Source organism: Ramlibacter sp. JJN2-2R (genome assembly GCF_057747835.1).
This window is the reverse complement of sequence record NZ_CM173226.1, coordinates 1869103-1893592: the sequence shown is the minus strand read 5'-3', so window position 1 is coordinate 1893592 and position 24490 is coordinate 1869103. Positions and strand designations below refer to the sequence as shown.

General features: G+C 69.9%; 23 protein-coding genes. 12 read left to right on the top strand and 11 right to left on the bottom strand.

Annotation, left to right across the window (positions count from 1 at the left end):
• Positions 1–16: 16 nt before the first annotated feature.
• Genes AC3ANR_RS09350 through AC3ANR_RS09325 form a run of 6 tightly spaced genes read right to left on the bottom strand, consistent with a single transcriptional unit; the run spans position 17 to position 7860 of the window.
• A complete protein-coding gene (locus AC3ANR_RS09350) occupies positions 17–4735 on the bottom strand; it encodes a pilus assembly protein (protein ID WP_488291603.1) in 4719 nt (1572 codons plus the stop codon).
• An 18-nt stretch (positions 4736–4753) separates the two neighbouring features.
• Positions 4754–5299: a pilus assembly PilX family protein gene (locus AC3ANR_RS09345; RefSeq protein ID WP_488291602.1), complete on the bottom strand. Its 546-nt coding sequence runs from the start codon at positions 5297–5299 to the stop codon at positions 4754–4756.
• Positions 5296–6369: a PilW family protein gene (locus AC3ANR_RS09340; RefSeq protein ID WP_488291601.1), complete on the bottom strand. Its 1074-nt coding sequence runs from the start codon at positions 6367–6369 to the stop codon at positions 5296–5298. Before AC3ANR_RS09340 ends, AC3ANR_RS09345 begins: the two co-directional genes overlap by 4 nt.
• Before the next feature lie 2 nt (positions 6370–6371).
• On the bottom strand, positions 6372–6953 hold the full coding sequence (gene pilV / locus AC3ANR_RS09335; protein ID WP_488291600.1) for a type IV pilus modification protein PilV: 582 nt from the start codon (positions 6951–6953) through the stop codon (positions 6372–6374).
• Complete coding sequence (locus tag AC3ANR_RS09330; protein ID WP_488291599.1) at positions 6950–7420, bottom strand: GspH/FimT family pseudopilin; 471 nt, start codon at positions 7418–7420, stop codon at positions 6950–6952. Before AC3ANR_RS09330 ends, pilV begins: the two co-directional genes overlap by 4 nt.
• 5 nt (positions 7421–7425) lie before the next feature.
• Complete coding sequence (locus AC3ANR_RS09325; RefSeq protein ID WP_488291598.1) at positions 7426–7860, bottom strand: type IV pilin protein; 435 nt, start codon at positions 7858–7860, stop codon at positions 7426–7428.
• Positions 7861–7999: 139 nt separating this feature from the next.
• Between AC3ANR_RS09325 and ribD the strand changes: the two genes are divergently transcribed.
• The 10 genes from ribD to tolA are packed head-to-tail and all read left to right on the top strand — an operon-like array spanning position 8000 to position 15529.
• The gene (gene ribD, locus AC3ANR_RS09320; RefSeq protein WP_488291597.1) at positions 8000–9118 is read left to right on the top strand and encodes a bifunctional diaminohydroxyphosphoribosylaminopyrimidine deaminase/5-amino-6-(5-phosphoribosylamino)uracil reductase RibD; all 1119 of its coding nucleotides are present in this window, start codon (positions 8000–8002) and stop codon (positions 9116–9118) included.
• Between the two features lie 32 nt (positions 9119–9150).
• Positions 9151–9786 carry a riboflavin synthase gene (locus AC3ANR_RS09315; RefSeq protein WP_488291596.1) on the top strand — a complete coding sequence of 212 codons (636 nt, stop codon included), beginning with the start codon at positions 9151–9153 and terminating at the stop codon, positions 9784–9786.
• Positions 9783–10910, top strand: coding sequence for a bifunctional 3,4-dihydroxy-2-butanone-4-phosphate synthase/GTP cyclohydrolase II (gene ribBA / locus AC3ANR_RS09310; RefSeq protein WP_488291595.1), 1128 nt, complete (start codon positions 9783–9785; stop codon positions 10908–10910). The genes AC3ANR_RS09315 and ribBA overlap by 4 nt, the downstream gene beginning before the upstream one ends.
• A 15-nt stretch (positions 10911–10925) precedes the next feature.
• Positions 10926–11390 (top strand): 6,7-dimethyl-8-ribityllumazine synthase, encoded by a 465-nt coding sequence (ribH, locus tag AC3ANR_RS09305; protein WP_488291594.1) that lies wholly within the window; start codon positions 10926–10928, stop codon positions 11388–11390.
• Complete coding sequence (gene nusB / locus AC3ANR_RS09300) at positions 11387–11905, top strand: transcription antitermination factor NusB (RefSeq protein WP_488291593.1); 519 nt, start codon at positions 11387–11389, stop codon at positions 11903–11905. The genes ribH and nusB overlap by 4 nt, the downstream gene beginning before the upstream one ends.
• On the top strand, positions 11905–13089 hold the full coding sequence (locus AC3ANR_RS09295) for a pyridoxal phosphate-dependent aminotransferase (RefSeq protein WP_488291592.1): 1185 nt from the start codon (positions 11905–11907) through the stop codon (positions 13087–13089). The genes nusB and AC3ANR_RS09295 overlap by 1 nt, the downstream gene beginning before the upstream one ends.
• Entirely contained in the window at positions 13089–13490 is a 402-nt protein-coding gene (gene ybgC, locus AC3ANR_RS09290; RefSeq protein ID WP_488291591.1) for a tol-pal system-associated acyl-CoA thioesterase, read from the top strand. The genes AC3ANR_RS09295 and ybgC overlap by 1 nt, the downstream gene beginning before the upstream one ends.
• Positions 13487–14191, top strand: a complete 705-nt coding sequence (gene tolQ / locus AC3ANR_RS09285; protein WP_488291590.1) for a protein TolQ — start codon at positions 13487–13489, stop codon at positions 14189–14191. Before ybgC ends, tolQ begins: the two co-directional genes overlap by 4 nt.
• Entirely contained in the window at positions 14191–14616 is a 426-nt protein-coding gene (locus AC3ANR_RS09280) for a biopolymer transporter ExbD (protein ID WP_488291589.1), read from the top strand. Before tolQ ends, AC3ANR_RS09280 begins: the two co-directional genes overlap by 1 nt.
• A gap of 4 nt (positions 14617–14620) precedes the next feature.
• Positions 14621–15529: a cell envelope integrity protein TolA gene (gene tolA / locus AC3ANR_RS09275; RefSeq protein WP_488291588.1), complete on the top strand. Its 909-nt coding sequence runs from the start codon at positions 14621–14623 to the stop codon at positions 15527–15529.
• A 361-nt stretch (positions 15530–15890) separates the two neighbouring features.
• On the opposite strand, the gene dnaE is transcribed toward tolA, so the two are convergent.
• Positions 15891–19349, bottom strand: coding sequence for a DNA polymerase III subunit alpha (gene dnaE, locus AC3ANR_RS09270; protein ID WP_488291587.1), 3459 nt, complete (start codon positions 19347–19349; stop codon positions 15891–15893).
• Positions 19350–19449: 100 nt separating this feature from the next.
• Here dnaE and AC3ANR_RS09265 point away from each other — a divergent pair, with 100 nt between their 5' ends.
• The gene (locus AC3ANR_RS09265) at positions 19450–20193 is read left to right on the top strand and encodes a sulfurtransferase (RefSeq protein WP_488291586.1); all 744 of its coding nucleotides are present in this window, start codon (positions 19450–19452) and stop codon (positions 20191–20193) included.
• 517 nt (positions 20194–20710) lie between these two features.
• Here AC3ANR_RS09265 and AC3ANR_RS09260 read toward each other — a convergent pair.
• From AC3ANR_RS09260 to AC3ANR_RS09245, 4 genes are read right to left on the bottom strand one after another with little or no spacing between them, the layout of a single operon-like run.
• On the bottom strand, positions 20711–21604 hold the full coding sequence (locus tag AC3ANR_RS09260) for a pirin family protein (protein WP_488291585.1): 894 nt from the start codon (positions 21602–21604) through the stop codon (positions 20711–20713).
• A 4-nt stretch (positions 21605–21608) separates the two neighbouring features.
• The gene (locus tag AC3ANR_RS09255) at positions 21609–22163 is read right to left on the bottom strand and encodes a flavodoxin family protein (protein WP_488291584.1); all 555 of its coding nucleotides are present in this window, start codon (positions 22161–22163) and stop codon (positions 21609–21611) included.
• A gap of 37 nt (positions 22164–22200) precedes the next feature.
• Positions 22201–22659, bottom strand: coding sequence for a DoxX family protein (locus tag AC3ANR_RS09250; protein WP_488291583.1), 459 nt, complete (start codon positions 22657–22659; stop codon positions 22201–22203).
• Between the two features lie 40 nt (positions 22660–22699).
• On the bottom strand, positions 22700–23401 hold the full coding sequence (locus AC3ANR_RS09245; RefSeq protein WP_488291582.1) for a pirin family protein: 702 nt from the start codon (positions 23399–23401) through the stop codon (positions 22700–22702).
• A 132-nt stretch (positions 23402–23533) separates the two neighbouring features.
• Here AC3ANR_RS09245 and AC3ANR_RS09240 point away from each other — a divergent pair, with 132 nt between their 5' ends.
• Complete coding sequence (locus AC3ANR_RS09240) at positions 23534–24490, top strand: LysR family transcriptional regulator (protein ID WP_488291581.1); 957 nt, start codon at positions 23534–23536, stop codon at positions 24488–24490.

The following is a 24490-nucleotide window of genomic DNA, read 5'->3' as shown; positions in this document are numbered from 1 at the left end:
GTCCGGCGCTGCCGCGCTACTTCTTGTACCAGTAGGTGCGGCGCAGGTTCTTCTTGACGTCGCCACCCACGTTGCAGTTCTCCAGCGCGGAGTTGCAGGTCGTCCCGTTGTTGCCCCCCGTCTTGTCGTTGGGCAAGCCACAGCCGATGCAGAACTTCTCCAGGGTCGTCGATCCGTCCGAATTCTGGATCTGCACCAGGCCGCTCACCGCGCTGGGCGGCAATCCACCGCCTTGCAGCACGTTGGTTGCGACTGTTCCAGTGAACGGACTGACGGCGTACGCGATCGCCTCGCCCAGGTTCGATTTGCACTGCTTGTCCGACTCGACCGGCCGGTTGGTCGCGAAGAAGATCAGGCCGTTCACCGCCTGGGGCGCGTTCACCGCCTTCTCGCCCGCGTTCGGGAACGTGTAGAAGAAGCCCTTGCTCGTCGCGGAGTCCGCGTACCCGCGGGGGACGTAGCCGCTGGTGGCGTCGTAGGGGTTCGCGTTGTACAGCTGCGCCATGGTGACGTCGACCGTGGTCGTCGGCGCCGGCACGGTGACGGTTCCATCCGCGGCAGTCACGGACAGGTTCACCTTGGTGCCCCTGTCCTTGATCATGAAGAAGCGGTCGCGCACGTTGTATGAGGTACCGATACCGGTCCTCTTGAGCGGGTGCTCGCGATCGCCCGATGCGATCGACACCGCGTCGTAGGACTCGCTGTCGGTGGACGGCTTGACCGTCAGCACGGTCGGCGCGAAGAAGAACTTGCGGGGCGTGCGCGACTGCGTGCTGCTGGTCGTGGTGCCGTCCGCCTTCACGTCCACGTCGGTCGTGCACATCTGTCCCGCGCCGGGGGGCGCGCCGGTGTCGCAGCCCAGCGCCGCGATGCGGGTCACCTTCCAGTTGAGCTTCGCGGCGTCCGCGACGTCGGCGCGCCAGACGTTGCCGCCCAGGTCGCCGAAATACAGCTTGTCGGTCCGCCCATTGTTGTCACGGTCGACGAACGTCACCTCCGAAGGGATGGCGTACAGCAGGCCCGGCACGTTGAGGCAGGTGTCCGTGGAGGTCCCGCAACTCGGCGTGGCGCTCCACACCAGACCGCCGGATTCCGCATCGACGATGTAGATGCCTCGACCGCTGGCATCGCCCGCGACCGGCGGCTCCGGGTCTTGCGCGGTGTCGTAGCCGCCACCGAAGACCAGGACCGGACCCGGGCGGTTCTGCAGGATAGTCAACCGAGGACGCGACCAGGTCTGGCCCAGTTCACTGAAGCCGGTGGAGGCGTTGCTGATCTTCCAGAGGAACTTCGGCGCCGACGGCGTGGTGACGTCCAGCGCATAGAGGAACCGCCCGCCGCGGCGCATCGTCAGGTAGATGATCGCCTTGGCGATCGTGCCGTTCGGGTTCAGCTTCTGGTAGACGCCCGTGGGGCCGTCGACGAAGTAATCCTTGGGCAGGGCCGACGACAGGAAGGTCGTGGGGAACTTGATCTCGGGCGAGTTGTTGCGCTGGCGCGCGAGCTGCGAGAAGTGCTCCGGAAGGACCAGCCCCCAGATCTCGCCGCCGGCCGGCACGTTCACCCCTCCGCCGAGGGCGATCGCAGCGGTCTGGTTGCCATTGACGGCGCGGAAGACTCCGTCGTTCGCACCGTAGTACACGACGATGCCCCGGTCGTCCCCGTAGTTGATCACCAGCGGGCGCGAGTGCAGCACGTCGCCGTGGATGGATGGCCGCACGAACACCTGGGTGCTGTCCGGGCCCTTCTCATCGCCCTGGTTGTCCTGGCCGCGCACCCAGCGCACCAGGGCGTCCTTGTTGGCCGGAACCCGGAAGAACGCCGTACCGCCGCTGCCCGTCTGCGGGGTCAGAGGAACCGGCCCGTAGTTGGCGGATGTGCAGCCGCTGTCCAGGCAGGTCAGCTTGTACGGTCCCGCATAGCCCGCCTCGTTGGAAGGTGCGGACACGCTGGTGATGGTGACGTTGGGATTCCCCGCGAACATGTTGGCGGGAAGCCCGGTCACCTTGGCGAGGCCGGTGGCGTCGCGGCTCAGCTGGCCGGCACCCACCGACGCCGTCTGCGTCGCCCCCTGCTTGGCGACCTGCATCGTCAGGCCCGCAGGCGCCGAGGTACTGGCGGGCGGCGACACCGTGATCGGATACGTGCAGCCGCTCGTCGTGCAGGTCAGGGACACGCCGCTGGCCAGGTAGTTGGCTTCGTCTTGCGCGCCGCCCGACACATAGGTGATGTTCACGCCCGGCGCGCTGACGCCCGCCGTCATCCCGAAAAATTCCTTGTCGGCGGCGCTCAGGTTCTTGATCGTGGCGATGCCGTCAGTGGTGCGGCCGAGCCACGTTGCCGGGATCGCCTTCGGCGTGGTGTCCACCGTGACCGTCGCACTGCCGGAGCAGGTCACGCCGGCAGGCGCGGCCACCGTGAACGTCGGCTGTTTCCTGTCAGTGACCTTGAAGGTGCCGTTGCAGGCTGCGGTCGCGTTGCCGGCGAGCACCACGCTCTGGCCCGTGAAGTAGGGACTGGAGGCGTAGTCCACCGTGATTACGCCGTTCCTGGTCGAGAGCGTCACGCCCTTCGCGATCACCGGCGCGAACGCCACCTGGTAGGCGTTCGCGTTGGTCGGCGGGGGGCTGACCGTCACCGAGTAGGTGAACGTGTTCGTGCTCACGGCCGAGGGCGTGCCCGAGTAGGCAAACCCCGAGTCGGCCACGTTGGAGACCACGAGGTTGGTCGTCATGTCGAAACCGTGCGCCGCAGCAGTCGCGGTCGCGGTTTCCGTTGCGCCGGCGCTGCCGGTGGTGCGGACCAGCTTCGTGACCGTCAACGGCGATGACGTCACGGAGAACGAGAAGGTGCCGGTGTTCGTCGTCGGCGGGTTCAGCGGGATGTTGCTGATCTTGAACGTCTTGCTGCCGGTCACCGTGATGGACTGCGTCACGTTGAACACGCTCTGCGTGTTGCCGCTGATCGTGACGCTCGGCGTGGTGCCGGCGGCCATCCCGTGGTTCACCGACGTCGTGACGGTCGCCGTGTTCCCGCCCGTGGTGTCCCGCGTGATGGACTGGATGGCGATGCTGGTGGTGTCGCCGAACATCGACGCAGTCAGGGCAGTGTTGGCGTCCGAGAAGTCGTTGCTCGAGTGCGCCAGCAGCGGATTGCACGAGCTGCCGCCGCCCGGGCAATACGTGTACAGCCGGCGCGGATTGCCGGCCGTGCCGCCGGCCCCGGTGAAGCTCTTGGTGAGGCTCTCCAGCCGCAGCTGCTGCGCGACCCCGCCCTTTTCCACCACTTCACCATCCGGCGAATCGAAGTTCGTCACCGGCGTGCCCTTGGGATCGTTCTTGAAGAAGCCCCCGATCGAGTCGGGCATCGTGGTAGGGTCCTTCGCCGTCCAGAAGCTCACGGCCGTGGGCGCCAGGAAGCCGGTGCCAGCCGAGCTGATGGCCGCCTGCGGGTTCGGCTTCTGCGCGTCGGCCATCACCAGTTGGCCGTTGATCCGGGCCAGTTGGTATTGCTTGAGGTTGCCCATCCAGCGCGGCACGCCGCTGCCGTCCGGGCGGAACATGCCCAGGAAAATCTGGTTCAGGTAACTGCCCTCGGCGTTCACCGAGACCGGGAGCGAAGCGGACGAGAACACGCTGTTGACGGCCTGCACCTCGTTGAGGGTTCGGCCCAGGGCATCGGCAATCTCGGCTGCGCTGCTCACGCGGAAGGCCTTGCCGCCCCCGTAGTTCGCCATCGACTGCAGGAGCGCCGGCGTCCCGGCGTTGTTGGCGCAGGTGTTGCTGGTGTTGTCGAGGATGCCGATCGTGTACGTGGTGATGTTCTGGGCGCCGGCCATATCGCTCTTGCCGCCGTCCAGCGTCTGCATCAGCCGCGCCCATTCGTCGGCCCAGTTCTCCGACCAGTCGTTGGCGTTGCTGCCCACCGGCACGGACGCAACGCCGGGCGTCCCGCAGATGGGAGTCGGATCGAACTTCACCGACGATGGCGACACGATCTTGGTGCTCAGGTACGCGTACTTGCCGTCCGGGTCGCCCACGAACTGGCGCGCCCTGTCGAGTTCGACGTTGGTGGCGACATCGGTGTTGACCGTCGACTTGTCGGTGTTGCCGATGAAGATGGCGAAGTTCTTCTGGCAGTCCTGCTTGAGGAAGTTGGTGGCATAGGAACGGCCCGACACGCCTCGGGCGCCGTTGTAGTAGGCCCACGCCTCCTGCATCATCCCGGCCGAGCCGACGCTCTGCACGGTGAAGGGGTACTGGCCGCCGGAGCCCGAGTTCTGCTTCACCCAGCTCTTGATGAAGGCGATCATGGCCGTCTTGGCGGCCGGCGTCATGTTGGTCAGCGGGTACAGCAGGCAGCCACCGTCGCTGTTGATGCAGCCCTTGTCGGTGCCGAAGTTGTTGGCGTTGCCAGCCATGATGCCGATGTTCATGCCGGCATCCGGCAGGGTGGCGATCGCATCCACGAGCGCGCATTGCACGATGCCGCCCGCGGTGCCGGTGCCCAGGGAAGGCGCGCCGCTGCCGTCCGCGTAGCCCGCGCAGCCCCCGCCGCCCCACGTGGCCGCCAGGTTGGAGCTGTTGTCGATCACGAACAGCACGTTCGGCGCGATGGTCGAGGTCGCGTTGTCGACGTAGACGTCGATGTCCTCGGCATGCAGTTGCGAGGTGAACGCCGCCAGCAGCAGCGCGAACGCGGCCAGCAGGGATCGCAGGATCGTCTTGTTGATCATGGAGTCAACTCCGAAAGGTCAGGGGCAGGACACCGCGGCGCTGACGCGCACGGCCACCCCCTGCAGCACGGTCACCTGCGCGCCGCTGCCGGCGTCGGCCACCGAGGCCGCGATGTCCCATTGCTGCTGCTTGCACGCCGTCGGCTTGGACGTCGGGTTTCCGCTCGCGTCGACGAGCACGTCGCTGTCGGCGCCGTCGAAGCACATCTGGTCGGCCGCCTTGGAAGGATCCAGCTCCGCATTCAGGATGTTCTTGGTGAACACGCACGACGGCTTGGCGACATCCACCTTGTACGTGGTGCCACCGGTCGACACCGTGGTCTGCGGCGCCGCCGCGATCGCGCTGATGTTGGGAGAGGCAGCGATTTCCAGGACCTTTTTCTCCACCGCCACCTGCGCGGCGGCGGCTGCTTCGGCCTCGGTCTGCACGTTGCCGGAGATCTTCAGGTTCACCAGGCCGAAGCGGATGGCCGAGACGACCAGCAGGCTCAGGACGGCCAGCATGACCAGGGCGATCACCAGGGTCATGCCGCGCTGGCGGGACACGGTGCGGGCGGCGGTCACGGCATCCTCCGGGCGCTCGGGTTGACCAGGCGCACGGCCTGGGTGAAGGCATGCCGCTTGTAGCCGTCGCCGGTGGCGGCCACGGTGCCGGCGGTGCCCATCGCGTAGGTCTTGTCGTCGGCGTAGCCGGGCGATTTCTCCAGCGAGCGCACCAGGAGGTTCAAGCGCAGGCTCATGACGTTCGGCCAGGTGGCCTGGTCCAGCGCGATGCCCTCGACATCGCCGCCGTCGGGCGCGCCGTCGCCGTCGGAATCCACGCCGTAGTCGACCTGCAGGTTCTCCACGCCTTCGGCCAGGGTGACTGCGCTGCCCAGCGCGCCGGTGTCGTCCAGCTCGCGCATCTTGAGCGACGGAATGGTGTCGGCCGACGCGCCCGAGCACACGCTGCAATCCGTCACGTAGTAGATGCGGACGATGAACTTGCGCAGCGCCGCCGTGGTCGTCTTGTCCTTCTTCTTCAGGACGAAATTGGCGAAGTTGGAGCCCTTGTCCAGCACCGAGGTGAACGCCGAGCCCGAGGCGGCGTTGATGCCGGTCTGCAGGTACACCTGGTTGGCCTTGACCTTGGCGGCGTCGACCACGCCGGCGGTCTCGACATCGCTGCTGTCCGGATCGACGCGGCGCACCACGAGGACGTCGGTGCCAGGGCGGCGATTGGCCAGACAGGCGAGCGCGACAGGGGCGTTGGTGTTTGCGTTGTAGCCGGGCTTCGCGGCTGCGGCCGGCGGCGAGTAGCCCTGCACGTGCAGCGCCATCGCATCGGTCAGGCTGGCAACGGTGGTCGTGCACGGGTCGGGCATGGCCGCCGGAGAAGCGGGAGACGCGGTCAGCTCGCCCCAGTAGCCGGCCATCTGCAGTTCCTCCGCGAGCGTGCGGATGGCATAGCGGCCGTTCTCGATCATGCGGCCGCTGCGGTCGACCTCGGCGCGGTTGGCGCTCTGGTCGGCGATCAGGGTCGCGAGCGCGGCCACCATGATCATGCCCAGCGTGATCGAGACCATGAATTCGATCAGCGTCAGGCCGTGCTGGGCACGCCGCGGCGCTGTGGAGAGGTTCGGGAAGCGCCGCATGTTCAGCTCGTGGTCCCGGGCAGGACAGTGATGCTGACGGCGCGGCGCTGGGCATCGTCGGCGCCGTACTGGCCATTGCCGCAGGCGATGCCCGCCGACGGTGCGCCGACAGCCTGCACGCCCTGCCAGGCGACGGCCACCTGGTAGATGCCGGTCGCGGCGTCCTTGGTGATGCAGCCACGCGCGGACAGGATGCCGCCCACGTTGGCGCCGTTGTTCTCGGCGGCGCCCAGCAGGGTGTTCTGCCACTCGGTCATGTCGGCCACGGCGCGCTGCTGGCGCAAGTCCGTGTTGGGCAGCGTGCAGTTGGGGGTGGCGATCGCGCCCGCATGGCCGGTGCCCAGCGCTGCGGGCTGCGAATAGCAGTCGGCGGCCCCCCGGTTGGCATTGATGCGCGAGGCCATGTCCTGCACCAGCAGCAGCGCCTGCACGCGCTGGTACGACTCGAGCTGCGCGCGCTGGCTCTGCACCATCACGCCGATCAGGCCCAGCAGGCCGACCATCAGGATCACCAGCGAGACCAGGATCTCGATCAGCGTCGCGCCCGCCTGCCGGCGGCGCATCGGAGGACGGCGGCGGCTCACGTGCAGGCTCCGTTGGTGGTGGCGGGCACGCCCGTGAGGTCCACGGTGACGCATCGCTTGTAGCCGGCGGCGACCGCGCTGGTCAGCTCCACCTGGCTCCTGGCGGCCACCCGCCCGGTGTTCTGGAAGACCACGGTCGCGGGACCGGTCATCGTCAGGTCGCTGGCGGCGCCCTGCTCCACCAGCGTGACGCCGGCCGAGAGGTCCTTGACGGTCCAGCCGGCCGCCCAGTTGCCGCCGTTGGGCGTGATGGTGACGGCCCGGTTGCGCTTGACGGCCTCGCTGCGGGCCATCAGGAACGAAGTGTTGACGTTGTAGGCGGCCGACTTCACGCGCTGGCTGGCGACGAAGTTCTTGAACGACGGCACGGCGATGCCGAGCATGACGACGGCCACGGTCATCACCACCAGCAGTTCGATCAGCGTGAAGCCACGCTGGCGCCGCGGGCAGGACGGAGTGGCGCGCATCATGCTCACCAGCACTTGGCGCTCGTGCCGGAGACCGACTTGACCCCGGTGTTGGTCAGGGTCAGGGTGCCGCAGGCGGCGTCGTTGGTCGCCTGCCCGGCTTTGGGGGTGGCGGTGATGGTGTAGCCGGGCGGCGGGCCGGCGACCAGGTCCACCGTGACGGTGTAGTTGGCGGAGACGTCGGCGGGCACGGTGATGCCCTTGTCGGTCCAGCGCTTGCCGGCCGTGGCGTTGTCGATGTCGAAGTACGACCGCGCATTGAGCATGTACTGCTCTTCCTTGGCCTGCGCGTTCATCATGAACGACTGGGCCGCCGAGCGCTTGCCGCGCGCGATGTACTTGGCATACGAGGGGTAGGCCACCGCCGCGAGGATGGCGATGATGGCCACCGTGATCATCAGCTCGATCAGGGTGAATCCCGCTGCTGCCTTCTTCGACATGGTCGCCCGCTCCTTGCCCGCTTTTTTCGCAGGCTGAACCATAAGGGTGCGCCGCCCCGGGCCGCGGCCCAGCCCGACAATCGGTGGCCCCGGTGCGCCAAGTGGCGGCGCCTGCCCGGCCGTCGGGGACAATCGGCCCATGGACCTGCCCCCTCCCATGCTCCAGGCCCTGGCCCTCGCCCAGCGCGCCGTGGGCCTGTCCGAGCCCAATCCCCGCGTGGGCTGCGTGATCGTCGGGCCCGACGGCGCCGTCCTCGGCCAGGGCCACACCCAGCGCGCCGGCGGCCCCCACGCCGAGGTCGCCGCCCTGCAGGACGCCGCCGCCGCCGGCCGCCCGGTGCGCGGCGCGACCGCCTACGTCACCCTGGAACCCTGCGCCCACCACGGCCGCACCGGCCCCTGCTGCGACGCGCTGGCCGCCGCGGGCATCGCCCGCGTGGTGGCCAGCTGCACCGATCCCAACCCGCAGGTCGCCGGCCGCGGCTTCGAGCGGCTGCGGGCCGCCGGCGTGCAGGTGGAGGTCGGCCCGGGCGAGGCGCAGACGCGCGAGCTCAATCCCGGCTTCTTCAGCCGCATGGAGCGCGGGCGGCCGTGGGTGCGGCTGAAGGTGGCCGCCTCGCTGGACGGCAAGACGGCCCTGGACGACGGGCGCAGCCAGTGGATCACCTCCGAGGCGGCCCGGGCCGACGGCCACGCCTGGCGCGCCCGCGCCACCGCGGTGCTCACCGGCATCGGCACCGTGCTGGAGGACGACCCGCGGCTGGACGCGCGGCTGGTGGACGCGCCGCGCCAGCCCGACCTCGTGCTGGTGGACAGCCGGCTCGAGGTGCCCACGCAGGCGCGCCTGTTCCAGCCGGGCAGGCGCCTGCGGATCTATTGCGCCGTGCCCGATTCGCCCCGCCGGGCCGAACTGGAGGCCCGCGGCGCCGAGGTGGTCGTGCTGCCCGATCCGCGCGGCAAGGTCGACCTGGCGGCGATGCTGCGCGACCTGGCGCGGCGCGAGGTCAACGAGCTGCACGTGGAGGCCGGCTTCAAGCTCAATGGCTCGCTGGTGCGCGAGGGGCTGGTCGACGAGTGGCTGGTCTACCTGGCGCCCAAGCTGCTCGGGCAGGGCCTGGGCATCGCCAGTTTCGGGCCGCTCGCCGGGCTGGACGAGGCCGTGCCGCTGGCGTTCACCGCCGTCGACCGGGTCGGCCCCGACCTGCGCGTGGTCGCCCGGGCGACCACGCGTGGGGACGGTTCTCAGGGTTCTCCCTGAAGGACGGGTCCAATCCCTGCGAAAATGCCGGGATGTTCACCGGAATCATCACCGGCGTGGGGCGCATCGCCGCCGTCCACGACCTCGGCGCCAGCAGCCGGCACGGCAAGCGGATCACCGTCGAGCCACCCGCGGGTTACCTGGACGACGTCGCACTGGGGGACAGCATCGCGCTCAACGGCGCCTGCATGACCGTCACCAGCCTGGACGACGCCCGCCGCGCCTTCACCGTCGACGTCTCCGCCGAATCGCTGGACAAGACCAGCGGCCTGGTCGAGCCCGGCCCCGTCAACCTCGAGAAGGCGCTGCGCGCGCACGACCGCCTGGGCGGCCACATCGTCTCGGGGCACGTGGACGGCATCGGCACCGTCACCCATTTCGCGCCGGTGGGCGAGAGCCACGAGCTGCGCATCCTGGCGCCCGCCTCGCTCGGCAAGTACCTCGCCTACAAGGGCTCGGTCACCGTCAACGGCGCCAGCCTCACCGTCAACACGGTGCGCGACATGCCCGAGGGCTGCGAGATGAGCATCAACCTGATTCCCCACACGATCGAGAACACCGCCCTGCACGCGCTGCGCGCCGGCAGCCGGGTGAATCTCGAGATCGACCTGATCGCGCGCTACGTCGAGCGCATGCTGGGCGCCGCGGCGCAGAAGGTGGCCGCATGAGCAAGCCGAACGAGCCGGTGGGCATCTCCCCCGTCGAGGACATCGTCGCCGAGCTGCGCGCCGGGCGCATGGTGATCCTGGTCGACGAGGAGGACCGCGAGAACGAGGGCGACCTGGTGCTGGCGGCCGACCACGTCACGCCCGAGGCGATCAACTTCATGGCCCGGTTCGGCCGCGGCCTGGTCTGCCTGACGCTCACGCGCGAGCACTGCGAGCGCCTGCGCCTGCCGCCCATGGTGGCGCGCAACGGCACCAAGATGGGCACCGCGTTCACGGTGTCGATCGAGGCCGCCGAGGGCGTGACCACCGGCATCTCCGCCGCCGACCGCGCCCGCACGGTGCAGGCGGCGGTGGCGCGCCACGCCCGCCCCGAGGACCTGGTCCAGCCGGGCCACATCTTCCCGCTGCAGGCGGTGGACGGCGGCGTGCTGATGCGCGCCGGGCACACCGAGGCCGGCTGCGACCTGGCCGGCATGGCGGGCCTGACGCCCGCCTCGGTGATCTGCGAGGTGATGAAGGACGACGGCACGATGGCGCGCCTGCCGGACCTGCAGCGCTTCGCCGCCGAGCACGGCCTGAAGATCGGCACCATCGCCGACCTGATCGAATACCGCAGCCGCCACGAGTCGCTGGTGCACAAGGTCGGCTCCCGGCCGATGCACACGGCGTACGGCACGTTCACCGCCCATGCCTGGAAGGACAAGCCCAGCCAGGGCCTGCACCTGGCCCTGGTGCTGGGCGAGTGGGATCCGCAGGAAGCGGTGGCGGTGCGCGTGCACGAGCCGCTGTCGGTGCTCGACGCGCTGGAGACCGGCCGCGGCATGCACTCGTGGAGCCTGGACGCCAGCCTGCGCCACATCGCGGCGGCCGGCAAGGGCGTGTGCGTGCTGCTCAACTGCGGCGAGGCGCCCGATCAGTTGCTGGCGCAGTTCGAGGGCCGCGCCCGCTCGGCGCAAGCGCCCGAGCGCGGCCGCATGGACCTGCGCACCTACGGCATCGGCGCGCAGATCCTGCGCGACTGCGGCGTGCACCGCATGACCCTGATGGGCACGCCGCGCCGCCTGCCCAGCATGGCGGGCTACGGGCTGGAGATCGCCGCCCACCTCGCCCCCCCGACCCAGTAATCAAGAAGGACATCCATGTTTGGCGCAGAGAAAGGCAAGGCCGACCGCCTGGACGGCAAGGGCCTCACGATCGGCATCGTGCAGGCCCGCTTCAACGAGAGCATCACGAATGCGCTCGCGCAGGCGTGCAAGGGCGAGCTCGCCCGGCTGGGCGTGCAGGACCAGGACATCGACCACGTGCTCGTGCCCGGCGCGCTGGAGATCCCGGTCGCCCTGCAGGCGATGGCCGAGAAGGACCGCTACGACGCGCTGGTCGCCCTGGGCTGCGTGATCCGCGGCGAGACCTACCACTTCGAGCTGGTGGCCAACGAGTCGGCCGCCGGCGTGACGCGGGTGGCGCTGGACCACCAGCTGCCGGTGGCCAACGTGATCCTCACCACCGAGAACCTCGAGCAGGCGGTCGCGCGCCAGACCGACAAGGGCGTCGACGCCGCGCGCGTGGTCGTCGAGATGGCCAACCTGCTGGAAACGCTCGGATGACGGACCGCCCCGACCTTCCGCCCCGCCAGCCGGGCCGCACCGCCACCGGCGCCCGCAAGGCCTCGGCCAAGTCGGCCCGCACCCGCGCCCGCGAATTCGCGCTGCAGGCCCTGTACCAGCACCTGGTGGGCCACAACGACGCGCAGGCCATCGACCACTTCACGCGCGACCTGGCCGGCTTCCACAAGGCCGATTCGGTCCACTACGACGCGCTGCTGCACGGCTGCATCCGCGACGGCGAGGCGCTCGACGCGCTGATCGTGCCGCTGCTGGACCGCAAGCTGCAGGAGATCTCGCCCATCGAGCACGCGGTGATGTGGATCGGCGCCTACGAATTCATGCACGCCCCGGACGTGCCGTGGCGCGTGGTGCTCAACGAGTGCATCGAGCTGGCCAAGGAATTCGGCGGCACCGACGGCCACAAGTACGTCAACGCCGTGCTCAACGGCCTGGCGCCCCGGCTGCGCAGCGTCGAGGTCGAGGCCGACAAGGCCGCGGGGAAGGCGCGCCCGTGATGCGCATCGCCCGCCGCGCCGAGCGCATCGAGCCGTTCTACGTGATGGAGGTGGCCAAGGCCGCCTCGCAGCTCGCGCGCGAAGTGGCGGGCAGCGACCGGCCGATGGTGTTCCTCAACATCGGCGAGCCGGACTTCACCGCCCCGCCGCTGGTGCAGGAAGCCGCCGAGCGCGCCGTGCGGGCCGGCCGCACGCAGTACACCGACGCCACCGGCCTGGCGCCGCTGCGCGAGCGCATCAGCGACTGGTACGCGCAGCGCTTCGGCCTGCGGGTGCCGGCGCGGCGCATCGTCGTCACCGCCGGCGCCTCCGCGGCTCTGCAGCTGGCCTGCCTGGCGCTGGTCGAGGCCGGCGACGAGATCCTGATGCCGGACCCCAGCTACCCGTGCAACCGGCATTTCGTCAGCGCGGCGGACGGCAACGCGGTGCTGGTGCCCACCACGGCGGCCGAGCGCTTCCAGCTGTCCGCCGCCGCCGTGCAGGCCCACTGGGGCCCGCGCACCCGCGGCGTGCTGCTCGCTTCGCCGTCCAACCCCACCGGCACCTCGATCGACCCGCAGGAGCTGCGCCGCATCCACGAGGTGGTGCGCGCGCGCGACGGCATCACGATGGTGGACGAGATCTACCTGGGGCTGTCGCACGACGACCGCTTCGGCCACTCCGCGCTGGCGCTGGACGACAGCGTGGTGAGCATCAACAGCTTCTCCAAGTACTTCAACATGACCGGTTGGCGCCTGGGCTGGCTGGTCGTGCCCGAGGCGCTGGTGCCCGTGATCGAGCGCCTGGCGCAGAACCTGTTCATCTGCCCGAGCACGATCGCGCAGCACGCCGCCCTCGCCTGCTTCGAGCCGGCCAGCATCGCCGAGTACGAGCGCCGCCGTGCCGAATTCAAGGCGCGGCGCGACTGGTTCATCCCGGCGCTGAACGAGCTCGGGCTCACGGTGCCGGTGATGCCGGACGGCGCCTTCTACGCCTGGGCCGACTGTTCCGACTGGTGCCGCCGCCTGGGCCTGCCGGGCAGCTGGGAGTTCGCCTTCGAGGTGATGAAGCGAGCGCACGTGGCGGTCACGCCGGGGCGCGACTTCGGCAGCGCCGACACGGCGCGCTTCGTGCGCTTTTCCACCGCCAGCAGCATGGAGCAGCTGCAGGAGGCCGTGCGCCGCCTGCGGGAGATGGCGCCCTGATGGCGTTCCGCTTTCCCATCCGCGTCTACTGGGAAGACACCGACGCCGGCGGCATCGTCTTCTACGCCAACTACCTCAAGTTCTTCGAGCGGGCCCGCACCGAGTGGCTGCGCTCGCTGGGCATCGCGCAAAGCGAGCTGCGCGCCAGCACGGGCGGCATGTTCGTGGTCTCGGACACGTCCGTGCGCTACCTGCAGCCGGCGCGCCTGGACGATGAACTTTCCGTGACGGCCGAGCTCCAAGAGTCAGGCCGTGCCTCGCTGGTGATCCGCCAGCAGGCCTTGCTGCAGCCCGCGGGCACGCCGGCGGCCGAAGGCACCATCCGCATCGGATGGGTCGACGCGGCCACCCTGCGGCCTGCGAGAATCCCCGCCATGATCCTGGAGACACTCAACCGATGAACCACGACCTGTCGATCCTGCAACTCGTGCTGGGAGCCAGCTGGGTGGTGCAGGCGGTCATGCTGCTGCTGGTGGGCGTGTCCATCGCGAGCTGGGCCGCCATCTTCGGCAAGCTGTTCGCGCTCAAGCGCGTCAAGGCGCTGAACGAGGACTTCGAGCGCGAATTCTGGTCCGGCACCAGCCTGAACGAGCTATTTGCCTCGGCCGCCTCCAACGCCAAGCTGGCCGGGCCGATGGAACGCATCTTCGCCAGCGGCATGCGCGAGTACCAGAAGCTGCGCGAACGCCGCATCCAGGACGCCGGGACGCTCCTCGACGGGGCGCGCCGCGCCATGCGCGCGAGCTACCAGCGCGAGGTCGACGCCGTCGAATCGCACCTGTCGTTCCTGGCGTCGGTCGGCTCCGTCTCGCCCTACGTGGGCCTGTTCGGCACCGTGTGGGGCATCATGCACGCCTTCACCGGCCTGGGCAGCCTGCAGCAGGTGACGCTCGCCACCGTGGCGCCCGGCATCGCGGAGGCGCTGGTCGCCACCGCCATCGGCCTGTTCTCGGCCATCCCGGCGGTCGTCGCCTACAACCGCTTCGCGCGCGACATCGACCGCGTGGCCATCAAGCTGGAGACCTTCATCGAGGAGTTCTCCAACATCCTGCAACGCAACATCGGCGCGGTCGCCTCGCCCGCGTCCACCGCGGGGCACTGATGCCGTCCGTCGCCACCCGCGGCCGCGGCCGCCGCACGATCAACGAGATCAACATGGTCCCGTTCATCGACGTCATGCTGGTGCTGCTGATCATCTTCATGGTCACGGCGCCGCTGATCACGCCCAGCCTGATCGACCTGCCCAGCGTCGGCAAGGCCAGCCGCGTCCCCGACCAGAAGATCGAGGTGGTGATCGGCAAGGACGAGGCACTGGAGCTCAAGAACGGCGACCAGTCCTCCAAGGTCACGGCGGCCGGACTGGCCGCGGCCGTCCTGGCGGCGCAGGCCGGCAAACCGGCCGGCTCCACCGCGGTGGTCATCAGCGCCGACCGCAGCGTGAAGTACGAGATCGTCGTGAAGGTCATGGACACCCTGCAGCGCGCCGGCGTGCAGCGCGTGGGCCTGTCGGTGCAACTTGCGCGCTGAAGCGATGCAGGCGGTCTCGGATCGTCCCGAGTTCACCCCGCCGCCCGAAGGCGGGCTGCTGCGGTCGCTGGCGATCGCGCTGGTCGCCCACCTGCTGCTGGTGCTGGCGCTGAGCTTCGGCCTGAACTGGCAGCGCGACGACAACACCATCTCGGTCGAGGCCGAGCTGTGGTCGCCCACGGTGCAGCAGGCCGCGCCCAAGCCGGTGGAAGCCCCGCCGCCCCCACCACCACCGCCGCCGGTCGAGAAGCCCGTCGTGCAGCCGCCGGCGCCGCCGCAAAAGAGCGACGCCGACATCGCCCTGGAGCGCGAGAAGGAACGGCAGGCGCGGGAGCAGGCACGGCGCGAGCAGGAAGAGGCCGAGCGGCAGAAGAAGCTGGCCGAGAAGAAGCGCCAGGACGAACTGCAGAAGCAGGAGCAGGCCCGCAAGGCCGCCGAGGACAAGAAGCGCGAGGAGCAGCAGCAGGCGAAGAAGGCCGCCGAGGACCGCAAGCGGGACGAGCAGGCCAAGGCCAAGGCCAGGCAGCATCAGGAAGAGCGCATGGCCAAGCTGCGCGAGGAGAACCTCAAGCGTATCCAGGGTCTGGCCGGCGCCACCGGCCAGCCCGGCGCCACCGGCACCGCGCTGCAGTCGTCCGGGCCCTCGAACAGCTACGCCGGCCGCGTGCGCGCGCGCGTCAAGCCCAACATCGTCTTCACCGACGACGTGCCGGGCAACCCGAGCGCCGAAGTCGAGGTGCGGCTCGCCCCGGACGGCACCATCGTCGGCCGTCGGCTGGCCAAGCCCAGTGGCGTGCGCAGCTGGGACGACGCGGTGCTGCGCGCGATCGACCGCACCGAGGCCTTCCCGCGCGACGTCGACGGCCGGGTGCCGTCGTCGATGATCCTGGTGTTCAGGCCGAAGGACCTCTGACGCCTGTCGTTCCGGCGAAGGCCGGAGTCCAGGCGGCGCTTCGAAGGGGGCATGGCGCGCGGACAGGCATGGGCACTGGATTGCGGGTCGAGCCCGCAATGACAGGCAGACAGAGCTGTCATTCCGGCGAAGGCCGGAATCCAGGTGGCGCAAGGACAGGCATGGGCGCTGGATTGCGGGTCGAGCCCGCAATGACGGGCAGACAGGGCTGTCATTCCGGCGAAGGCCGGAATCCAGGGGGCGCGCGGGACAGGCAGGGGCACTGGATTGCGGGTCAAGCCCGCGATGACAGCAGCGGCGCCCGCGATGACTGAATCGGCGCCCGCGATGCCAGCGTCAGCGCCATGGCAGCGTCAGTGCCTCATTCGTAGACGATCTGTGCCTGCCCGGCGTCGGCCTGCGCCATCCAGCTGGCCAGCGCCGCGTCGGTCGGGAAGAACCGCGCGTCCTCGCCCAGCTGCAGTTCGGCCACCGCCTGCTCGCGCCGCAGCGTCAGGCGCACGGGCAGGCCGCGCACCAGCTCGCCCTGCTCGCTCATCTCGCGCCGCGGCGGGAACTCGCGCACCAGGCGCTGGATGTCCGGCGCGCGGCCGTTGACGGCCACGCGCAGGAACTTGCCGAACCGGCAGCGCGCCGTGGCCAGGTCCCACACCTGCTGCACGGAGGCGCGCACGCCGCCGGAGAACCGGTCGGGCTGCAGGCGCGCCTGCACGATCACCAGCTCGTCGTCCTTGAGCAGGTTGCGGTTGGCATTGAGCACCGCCTCGTCGGCCGTGGCCTCGATCACGCCGGACTTGTCGTCCAGCTTGAACAGGGCCAGCTTGCCGCGCTGGCCATTGATCACGCGCAGGTCGCTCACGATGCCCGCCAGCAGCTGCGACTCGCGGCTGTCGATCAGGTCGTCGATCTTCGTGCGCACGAACCGCCGCACCTCCAGCGCCACCTCGTCGAACAGGTGGCCCGAGAGGTAGAAGCCCACGGCCGTCTTCTCGAACGTGAGGCGTTCCTTCACGCCCCAAGGCAGCGCGTCCACCAGCGGCGGCTCCTGCGTGCTCGCGGCGTGCGAGTCGCCCATGTCGAACAGCCCGCCCTGGTGGGCGTTGGCCTCCTGCGCGCTGGCGAAGTCGAAAGCACGGTCGATCGACGCGACGAGCGACGCGCGATTGAGCTGCAGCGAGTCGAACGCGCCGGCCTTGATCAGCGCCTCCACCGTGCGCTTGTTGATGCGCGTGCGGTCCACCCGCACGCAGAAGTCGAACAGGCTCTTGAAGGGGCCGCCCTCCTCGCGCGCGCGCACGATGGCCTCGATGGCCGACTGCCCGGTGCCCTTGACGGCGCCCAGGCCGTAGCGGATCACCTTGTCGGAGATCGGCTCGAAGCGGTAGTTGCCGCGGTTGACGTCCGGCGGCTCGAAGGTGAGGCCGAAGTTCTTGATCGCGTCCTCGAACAACACCTTGAGCTTGTCGGTGTTGTCCATTTCCACGGTCATGTTCGCGCAGAAGAACTCGGCCGTGTAGTGCACCTTCAGCCAGCCCGTGTGGTAGGCCAGCAGCGAGTAGGCGGCGGCGTGCGACTTGTTGAAGCCGTAGCCCGCGAACTTCTCCATCAGGTCGAAGATCTCGTCGGCCTTCTCGGTCGAGATGCCGTTCTTGGCCGCCCCCGCGCGGAAGATCTCGCGGTGCTGGGCCATCTCCTCGGCCTTCTTCTTGCCCATCGCGCGGCGCAGCAGGTCGGCGCCGCCGAGCGTGTAGCCGCCCAGGATCTGCGCCGTCTGCATCACCTGCTCCTGGTAGACCATGATCCCGTAGGTCTCGGAGAGCATGTCGGCCACCAGCGGGTGCGGGTACTCCACCTGCTCGCGCCCGTGCTTGCGCGCCACGAAGCTGGGGATCAGGTCCATCGGGCCGGGGCGGTACAGCGCGTTCAGCGCGATCAGGTCCTCCAGCCGCGTCGGCCGCGCGTCGCGCAGCATGCCCTGCATGCCGCGCGATTCGAACTGGAACACCGCCTCGGTCTTGCCGTCGGCGAACAGCCGGTAGGTCGCCGCGTCGCCCAGCGGCACCTTCTCGAAGGCGAAGTCCTCGCGTCCCTTGTGCCGCGCGCGGATGAACTCCTTGGCGATCTCCAGGATGGTGAGCGTGGCCAGGCCCAGGAAGTCGAACTTCACCAGGCCCGCGGCCTCGACGTCGTCCTTGTCGTACTGGCTGACGGCCGAGTCGCTGCCCGGCTGCTGGTACAGGGGCGTGAAGTCGGTCAGCTTGCCCGGCGCGATCAGCACGCCGCCGGCATGCATGCCCACGTTGCGGGTCATGCCCTCGAGCTTCTGCGCGAAGTGCAGCAGCGTCTTGACCTCGTCCTCCTTCTCCAGCCGCTCGGCCAGCACCGGCTCCTGCTCCAGGGCGCCGGCGATGGTGATGTGCTGGCCCGGCTTGTTCGGGATCAGCTTGCTGATGCCGTCGCAGAAGGTGTAGCTCATGTCCAGCACGCGGCCGACGTCGCGGATGGCCGCCCGCGCGGCCATGGTGCCGAAGGTGGCGATCTGGCTGACGGCCTCGCGCCCGTACTTCTGCTTGACGTACTCGATCACGCGGTCGCGGTTGGCCTGGCAGAAGTCGATGTCGAAGTCGGGCATCGACACCCGCTCGGGGTTCAGGAAGCGCTCGAACAGCAGGTTGTACTGCAGCGGGTCGAGGTCGGTGATCTTGAGCGCATAGGCCACCAGCGAGCCGGCGCCCGAGCCGCGGCCCGGCCCCACCGGGCAGCCGTTGTTCTTGGCCCAGTTGATGAAGTCGCCCACGATCAGGAAGTAGCCGGGGAACCCCATCTTCAGGATGGTGCCGATCTCGAACTCCAGCCGCTGCACGTAGCGCGGCATCTGCTTCTCGCGCTCGGCCGCGTCCGGGTACAGGTGGAGCATGCGCTCCTGCAGGCCCTCGTGCGAGGCGTGCCGGAAGTACTCCTCGATCGGCATGCCGTTGGGCGTCGGGAAGTTGGGCAGCCGCGGCTTGCCCAGCTCCAGCACCAGGTTGCAGCGGCGCGCGATCTCCAGCGTGTTCGCGATCGCCGAGGGCACGTCGGCGAACAGCCGCTCCATCTCGGCCGCGGGCTTGAACCACTGCTCGCGCGTGAACTTGCGCACCCGGCGCTGGTTGCCCAGGATCTCGCCCTCGGCGATGCACACGCGCGCCTCGTGCGCCTCGTAGTCGTCGGGGCTCGTGAACTGCACGGGATGCGTGGCGACCACGGGCAGCTTCAGCGCCGCGGCCAGCTGCACCGCGGCGGCGACATGCTTCTCGTCGTCGGGCCGGCCGGCGCGCTGCAGCTCGACGTAGAAGCGGTGCGGGAACAGCGACGCCAGCTCCAGCGCCACCTGGCTGGCGCGCGCCTGGTCGCCCTGCAGCAGCGCCTGGCCCACCGGGCCGGCGTGCGCGCCCGACAGCAGGATCAGGCCCTCGCCCAGCTCGCGCAGCCACTCCAGCTTGCACACGCCCTGCGCGCGTACGACGTTCTGCGTCCACGCGCGGGCGAGCACCTCGCACAGATTGAGGTAGCCGGTGCGGCTTTGCACCAGCACGGCCACGCGCGAGATGGCGGCGGGGTCGGGCCCGAGGCCCTGCAGGAGCAGCTCCGCGCCCACCACCGGCTTGACGCCGGCGCCGCGCGCGGCCTTGTAGAACTTGATCGCGCCGAACAGGTTGTTCAGGTCGGTGATCGCCAGCGCCGGCTGGCCGTCGGCCGCCGCCGCCTTCACCACGTCGTCGATCCGGTTGGTGCCGTCGACGATGGAAAACTCGGTGTGCAGGCGCAGGTGGACGAACATGCGATCGATTGTAGGCAAGCGGGCCGTCGCGGCCGCCGTCCCGGCCCCCGCGGTCGCGGGAATGTCCGGTCCTTCACGCACGCCCACCTACAATCGACGGGTGAACGCGGTCCTGAACATTTCCGGCTACCGGTTCGCCCCCATCGACGACCCCCATGGCCTGCGCGAGCCGCTGCTGGCCGAGGCCGCGGCGCGCGGCCTCAAGGGCACCGTGCTGCTGGCGCGCGAAGGCATCAACCTGTTCCTGGCCGGCGCCGAGGCCGACATCGAGGCCGTGCTGGCACTGGTGCGGCGGCAGCCCGGCCTGGCGGACTTCGAGGCCAAGCGCAGCTGGTCGGCCACGCAGCCGTTTCGCAAACTGCTGGTCAAGGTCAAGGGCGAGATCATCCGGATGAACCACCCCGCCATCGCGCCGCAGGCCGGGCGCGCCCCGGCCGTGGACGCGCGCACCGTGCGCCGCTGGCTCGAGCAGGGGCGCGACGACGAAGGCCGGCCCGTCGTGACCCTGGACACCCGCAATGCCTTCGAGGTGGATCGCGGCACCTTCCAGGGCGCGATCGACTGGCGCCTCTCGAAGTTCAGCGACTTCCCCGCCGCGCTCGACGCCCACCGGCAGCAGCTGCAGGACAAGACCGTCGTGAGCTTCTGCACCGGCGGCATCCGCTGCGAGAAGGCCGCGCTGTACATGCGGCAGGCCGGGCTCGAGCATGTGTGGCAGCTCGAAGGCGGCATCCTGAAGTACTTCGAGGACGCGGGCGGCGCCCATTTCCGCGGCGAGTGCTTCGTCTTCGACGAGCGCGAGGCCGTGGATGCGGAACTTGCGCCGGTGAAGGCGGGGGCGTAGGGCCCACTGGCTCCTGGGCGATCAGCGGGCTGGTTGCCGAGGGCGGTTGGCTGCGAGGGCGAAGAGTCGAAGGCTGTTTGGGCGTCCGTGCGCGGCGGCAGGGGGCTGCCGGCGGGGGTTCATGCTGTGAGGACCGCTTTGCGCTACGCGCGCGCCGGCGTTCACAAAAATCACCCCCGCCGTCAACCCCCTGCCGCCGGACACGCTGCGGTGCCTCGATGGGCCGAGACAGCGGTGCCTCGATCGCCGTGGCCGGCACGGGCGCACTGCCAAGGACGGGCGCCGATCCTGCCCGATCAGGCATGCTGTGCCCACGCGGCAGGCGGTGCCTGGCAGGGCCGATTTGGCTTTTGCCGGCAGGGCATCGGAGCGAGCACAGCGAAGCGGCGACAAAAGGGGATGAGGCCCTGACAGGTGCCGCCTGCCGCGCACCCCGGCAGCCAAACCACCCCCTGGGTCAAATCCGAAAGTGATCGTGCGGACCAGGGCCGTCCATGACAAGACCTGCCCCGAGCCCCTAGGACATCGGCTCCGCCGGCGTGAACCGCGTCGCCGGCAGCGGGATGAACTCCGTCTCGCCCGGCACCGGAGCGAACCGGCCGGCCTCCCAGTCGGCGCTGGCCTGCAGGATGCGTTCCTTGCGGCTGGAGACGAAGTTCCAGTAGATGTAGCGCGGCCCGACGCTGTCGCCGCCGACCACCACCAGCCGCGCCGGCCCGTCGGCCTCGATGCGCGCACCCGCCCCGGGTTGGAGCACCTGCATGCGGTGCGGCGCCATCGCGGCACCGTCCAGGCGCAGCGTGCCGGCGATCGGATACACGGCCAGCTCCGCCGCCAGCGGCGGCAGCTCGAAGACGCCGCCTGCGGGCAGCGCCACGTCCAGGTACATCGTGGGCGACGCGGGCTGCACGGGCGAGCGCTCGCCGAACGCCTGCCCGACCAGCACCCGCACCTGCGCGCCGCCCGACTGCACCTGCGGGATCGCGGCGGCGGGCGTGTGCACGAAGGACGGCTCGATCTCCTCCTTGTCCTGAGGCAGCGCCACCCACAGCTGCAGGCCGTGGTCGACGAACGAGCGCTGGCGCAGGTCCTGGGGCTTGCGCTCGGAGTGCACGATGCCGCGCCCGGCGGTCATCCAGTTGATCGCGCCGGGCTCGATGCGCTGCTCGCTGCCAAGGCTGTCGCGATGCATCATCGCGCCCTCGAACAGGTACGTCACCGTCGCCAGGCCGATGTGCGGATGCGGCCGCACGTCGTGGTTGTCGGCCGGCCGCTCGGTCACGGGGCCGAAGTGGTCGAAGAACACGAACGGCCCGACGCTGCGCCGGCGCGCCGCCGGCAGCAGCCGGCGGACGACGAAGCCGCCGCCGAGGTCCTTCTCGTGGCCCGTGAGTTCGAGCGCGGCGGCCATGGCGTCAGCGCTTCAGGCGCGCGGCGATGTCGGCCACCCGCTGGCCGAACAGGCGCGCGGTCTCCAGGTCGCCGGGCGACATCGCGTCGGCCCCGGCGTCGGAGGGCGACTGCGACACCGCCCCGCTGTACGACACCAGGTAGTTCACGTCGTCGCGCGTGGCGCCTTTGGTGTTGCTGGGCATCAGGCCCTGGCTCACCCAGACCATGCCGTGCTGCATGGCCAGGGTGAACAGCGTCACCAGCACGTTGAACTTGTCGCCGTTCATGCCCGCGCTGTTCGTGAAGCCCGCGGCCACCTTGTCCTTCCAGTCCTGGGCATACCAGGGCCTGGACGAGGCATCGGCGAACTTCTTGAACTGCCAGCTCACGCTGCCCATGTAGGTGGGCGAGCCGAAGATGATCCCGTCCGCCGCCTTCAGCAGCTCCCAGCCGCCGGCCGGCAGGTTGCCGTCGGCGTCGATGGCGAGCAGCTGGCCGCCCGCCCCTTCCGCCACCGCCTGCGCGAGGCGTTGCGTGTGGCCGTAGCCGGAGTGGTAGACGATGACGATGTCGGCCATGTGCGTGGGGGGCCTGGGGCCAAGTGTCGGCGGACGGTCAGCGGCGCGCCGAGCGGGCATCGATGCTGTAGGCGCCGGCACCGGCGGCGAACACCATCAGCAGGCCGCCGACGATGGACATGTTCTTCCAGAAGTTCAGCTTCTGCATCATGACCTGCGCCTCCGGCACGGCCCAGTAGTTGTGGAAGATCGGCGTGATCACCACGGTGAAGATGGCCAGGCCCAACGCCGCCCAGCGCGCCTGGTAGCCCACCAGGATCAGCAGCCCCAGCCCCAGTTCGGCGGCCACGGCGATCGCCGCGCACACCTCGGGCAGCGGCACGCCCTTGGAGGCGATGTAGCCCACCGTGCCGGCGAAGCCCACGAGCTTGCCCCAGCCCGCCGGGATGTAGAGCATGACGATCAGCACGCGGCCGATCAGGGCGGCCAGGCTCTGGCTCGAGTTCAGGGCGGCGACGGAGCCGTAGGCCGGCGCGGGTTGGGTGATGGTTGCCATGGTGGTGTCCTCTCGTGGTTGCAATGGATGGAAAAAGAAATCAGGGTTCCAGGTCGAACACCAGCACCTCGGCCTGGCGGCCGTTGCGCAGGGTGACGGTCGTCTCGTCGGCCAGCAGCGCGGCGTCGCCGGCCCGCAGCTGCTGGCCGTTGACCTCGAGCTCGCCGCGCACCAGGTGCACGTAGCCCTTGCGGCCGCTGGCCAGTTGCAGCTCGGCATGCTCGCCGCCGTCGAACAGACCGGCATAGACGCGGGCATCGGCATGGATCGTCACGGAACCCTCCGCCGCGTCGGGGGACGCGACCAGCCGCAGCTTGCCGCGTTTCTCGGCGTCGGAAAAGGTGGTTTGCTCGTAGCTGGGCGGGATGCCGGTGACGTTCGGCTGGATCCAGATCTGCAGGAAGTGCGTGACCTGCTGCGGCGCGTGGTTGAACTCGCTGTGCATCACGCCCGAGCCCGCGCTCATGCGCTGCACGTCGCCGGGCGGGATGCCCTTGACGTTGCCCATGCTGTCCTTGTGCGCCAGGTTGCCCTCCAGCACGTAGCTGATGATCTCCATGTCGCGGTGGCCGTGCGTGCCGAAGCCGGTGCCCGGGGCGATGCGGTCCTCGTTGATCACGCGCAGGTTGCCCCACCCCATGTGCTCGGGGTCGTAGTAGTTGGCGAACGAGAAGCTGTGGTGCGAATCGAGCCAGCCGTGGTTGGCATGGCCGCGTTCGCTGGAGCGTCGCAAGGTGAGCATGGCGTTCTCCTGGTCTGTGCGTTGGCGATGCAGCCAATGTAGGTGCCGCGCCCCCGCCCGGGCCCTGCCCGGCTTTGATGGCATCATTCGAAATATTTGAATGACCCGCTGGCGCGGGATGGCCCTGGCCCGATGTCCACCCCCACCGCCCGCGAGGTCCTCACCCCCGATGCGCTCGCGCTGCTGCAGACGGTGGCGCGCGCGGGCAGCTTCGCCGCCGCCGCGCGCCAGCTCGGCCTGGTCCCCAGCGCCGTCACCTACCGGGTGCGGCAGATGGAGGACGCCCTGGACGCGCTGCTGTTCGACCGCGCCTCGCGCCAGGCGCGCCTGACCGACGCCGGCGCCGAACTGCTGCGCGAGGGCGAGCGGCTGCTGGGCGAGGTCGATGCCGTGGCCAACCGCGTGCGGCGCGTGGCCACCGGCTGGGAGTCGCAGCTGACCATCGCCGTCGACACCGTGGTCTCGTGCGGCACCATGATGGAGCTGGCCCAGGCGTTCTTCGAGGTGGCGCCGCAGACGCGGCTGCGCCTGCGCGACGAGGCGCTGTCGGGCACGCTGCAGCCGGTCGTGGCCGGCGAGGCCGACCTGGCGCTGGGCGTCGTGCTGGAGCCGGGCACCACGCTGGGCCTGCAAAGCCGCGTGCTGGGCGAGCTGGCGTTCGTCTTCGCCGTCGCGCCCCACCACCCGATCGCCGCGTTGCCCGAGCCGCTGGGCGACGACGTGATCCAGAAGTTCCGCGCGGTGGCCTGCGCCGACTCGACCCAGCGCGGCACCAGCCTCACGCTCGGGCTGCTGGCCGGCCAGGACGTGTTCACCGTGCCGAGCATGCGCGCCAAGCTGGACGCCCAGCTGCGCGGCATCGCCGTCGGCTTCCTGCCCGAACCCATGGCCCGCCCCTTCCTGGAAAGCGGCCGGCTGGTCGCCAAGACGGTGCGCCGGTCGACCCGCGTGGCGCGCATGAGCTATGCCTGGCGCGAGGGCGGCGCCCTCGGCCCGGGCCGGGCGCTGCAGTGGTGGCTGTCGCAGCTGGAAAGCGCCACCACCCGCCGCGCCCTGCTCGATCGCCACAGCGGAATGCTGCTGGGCTGA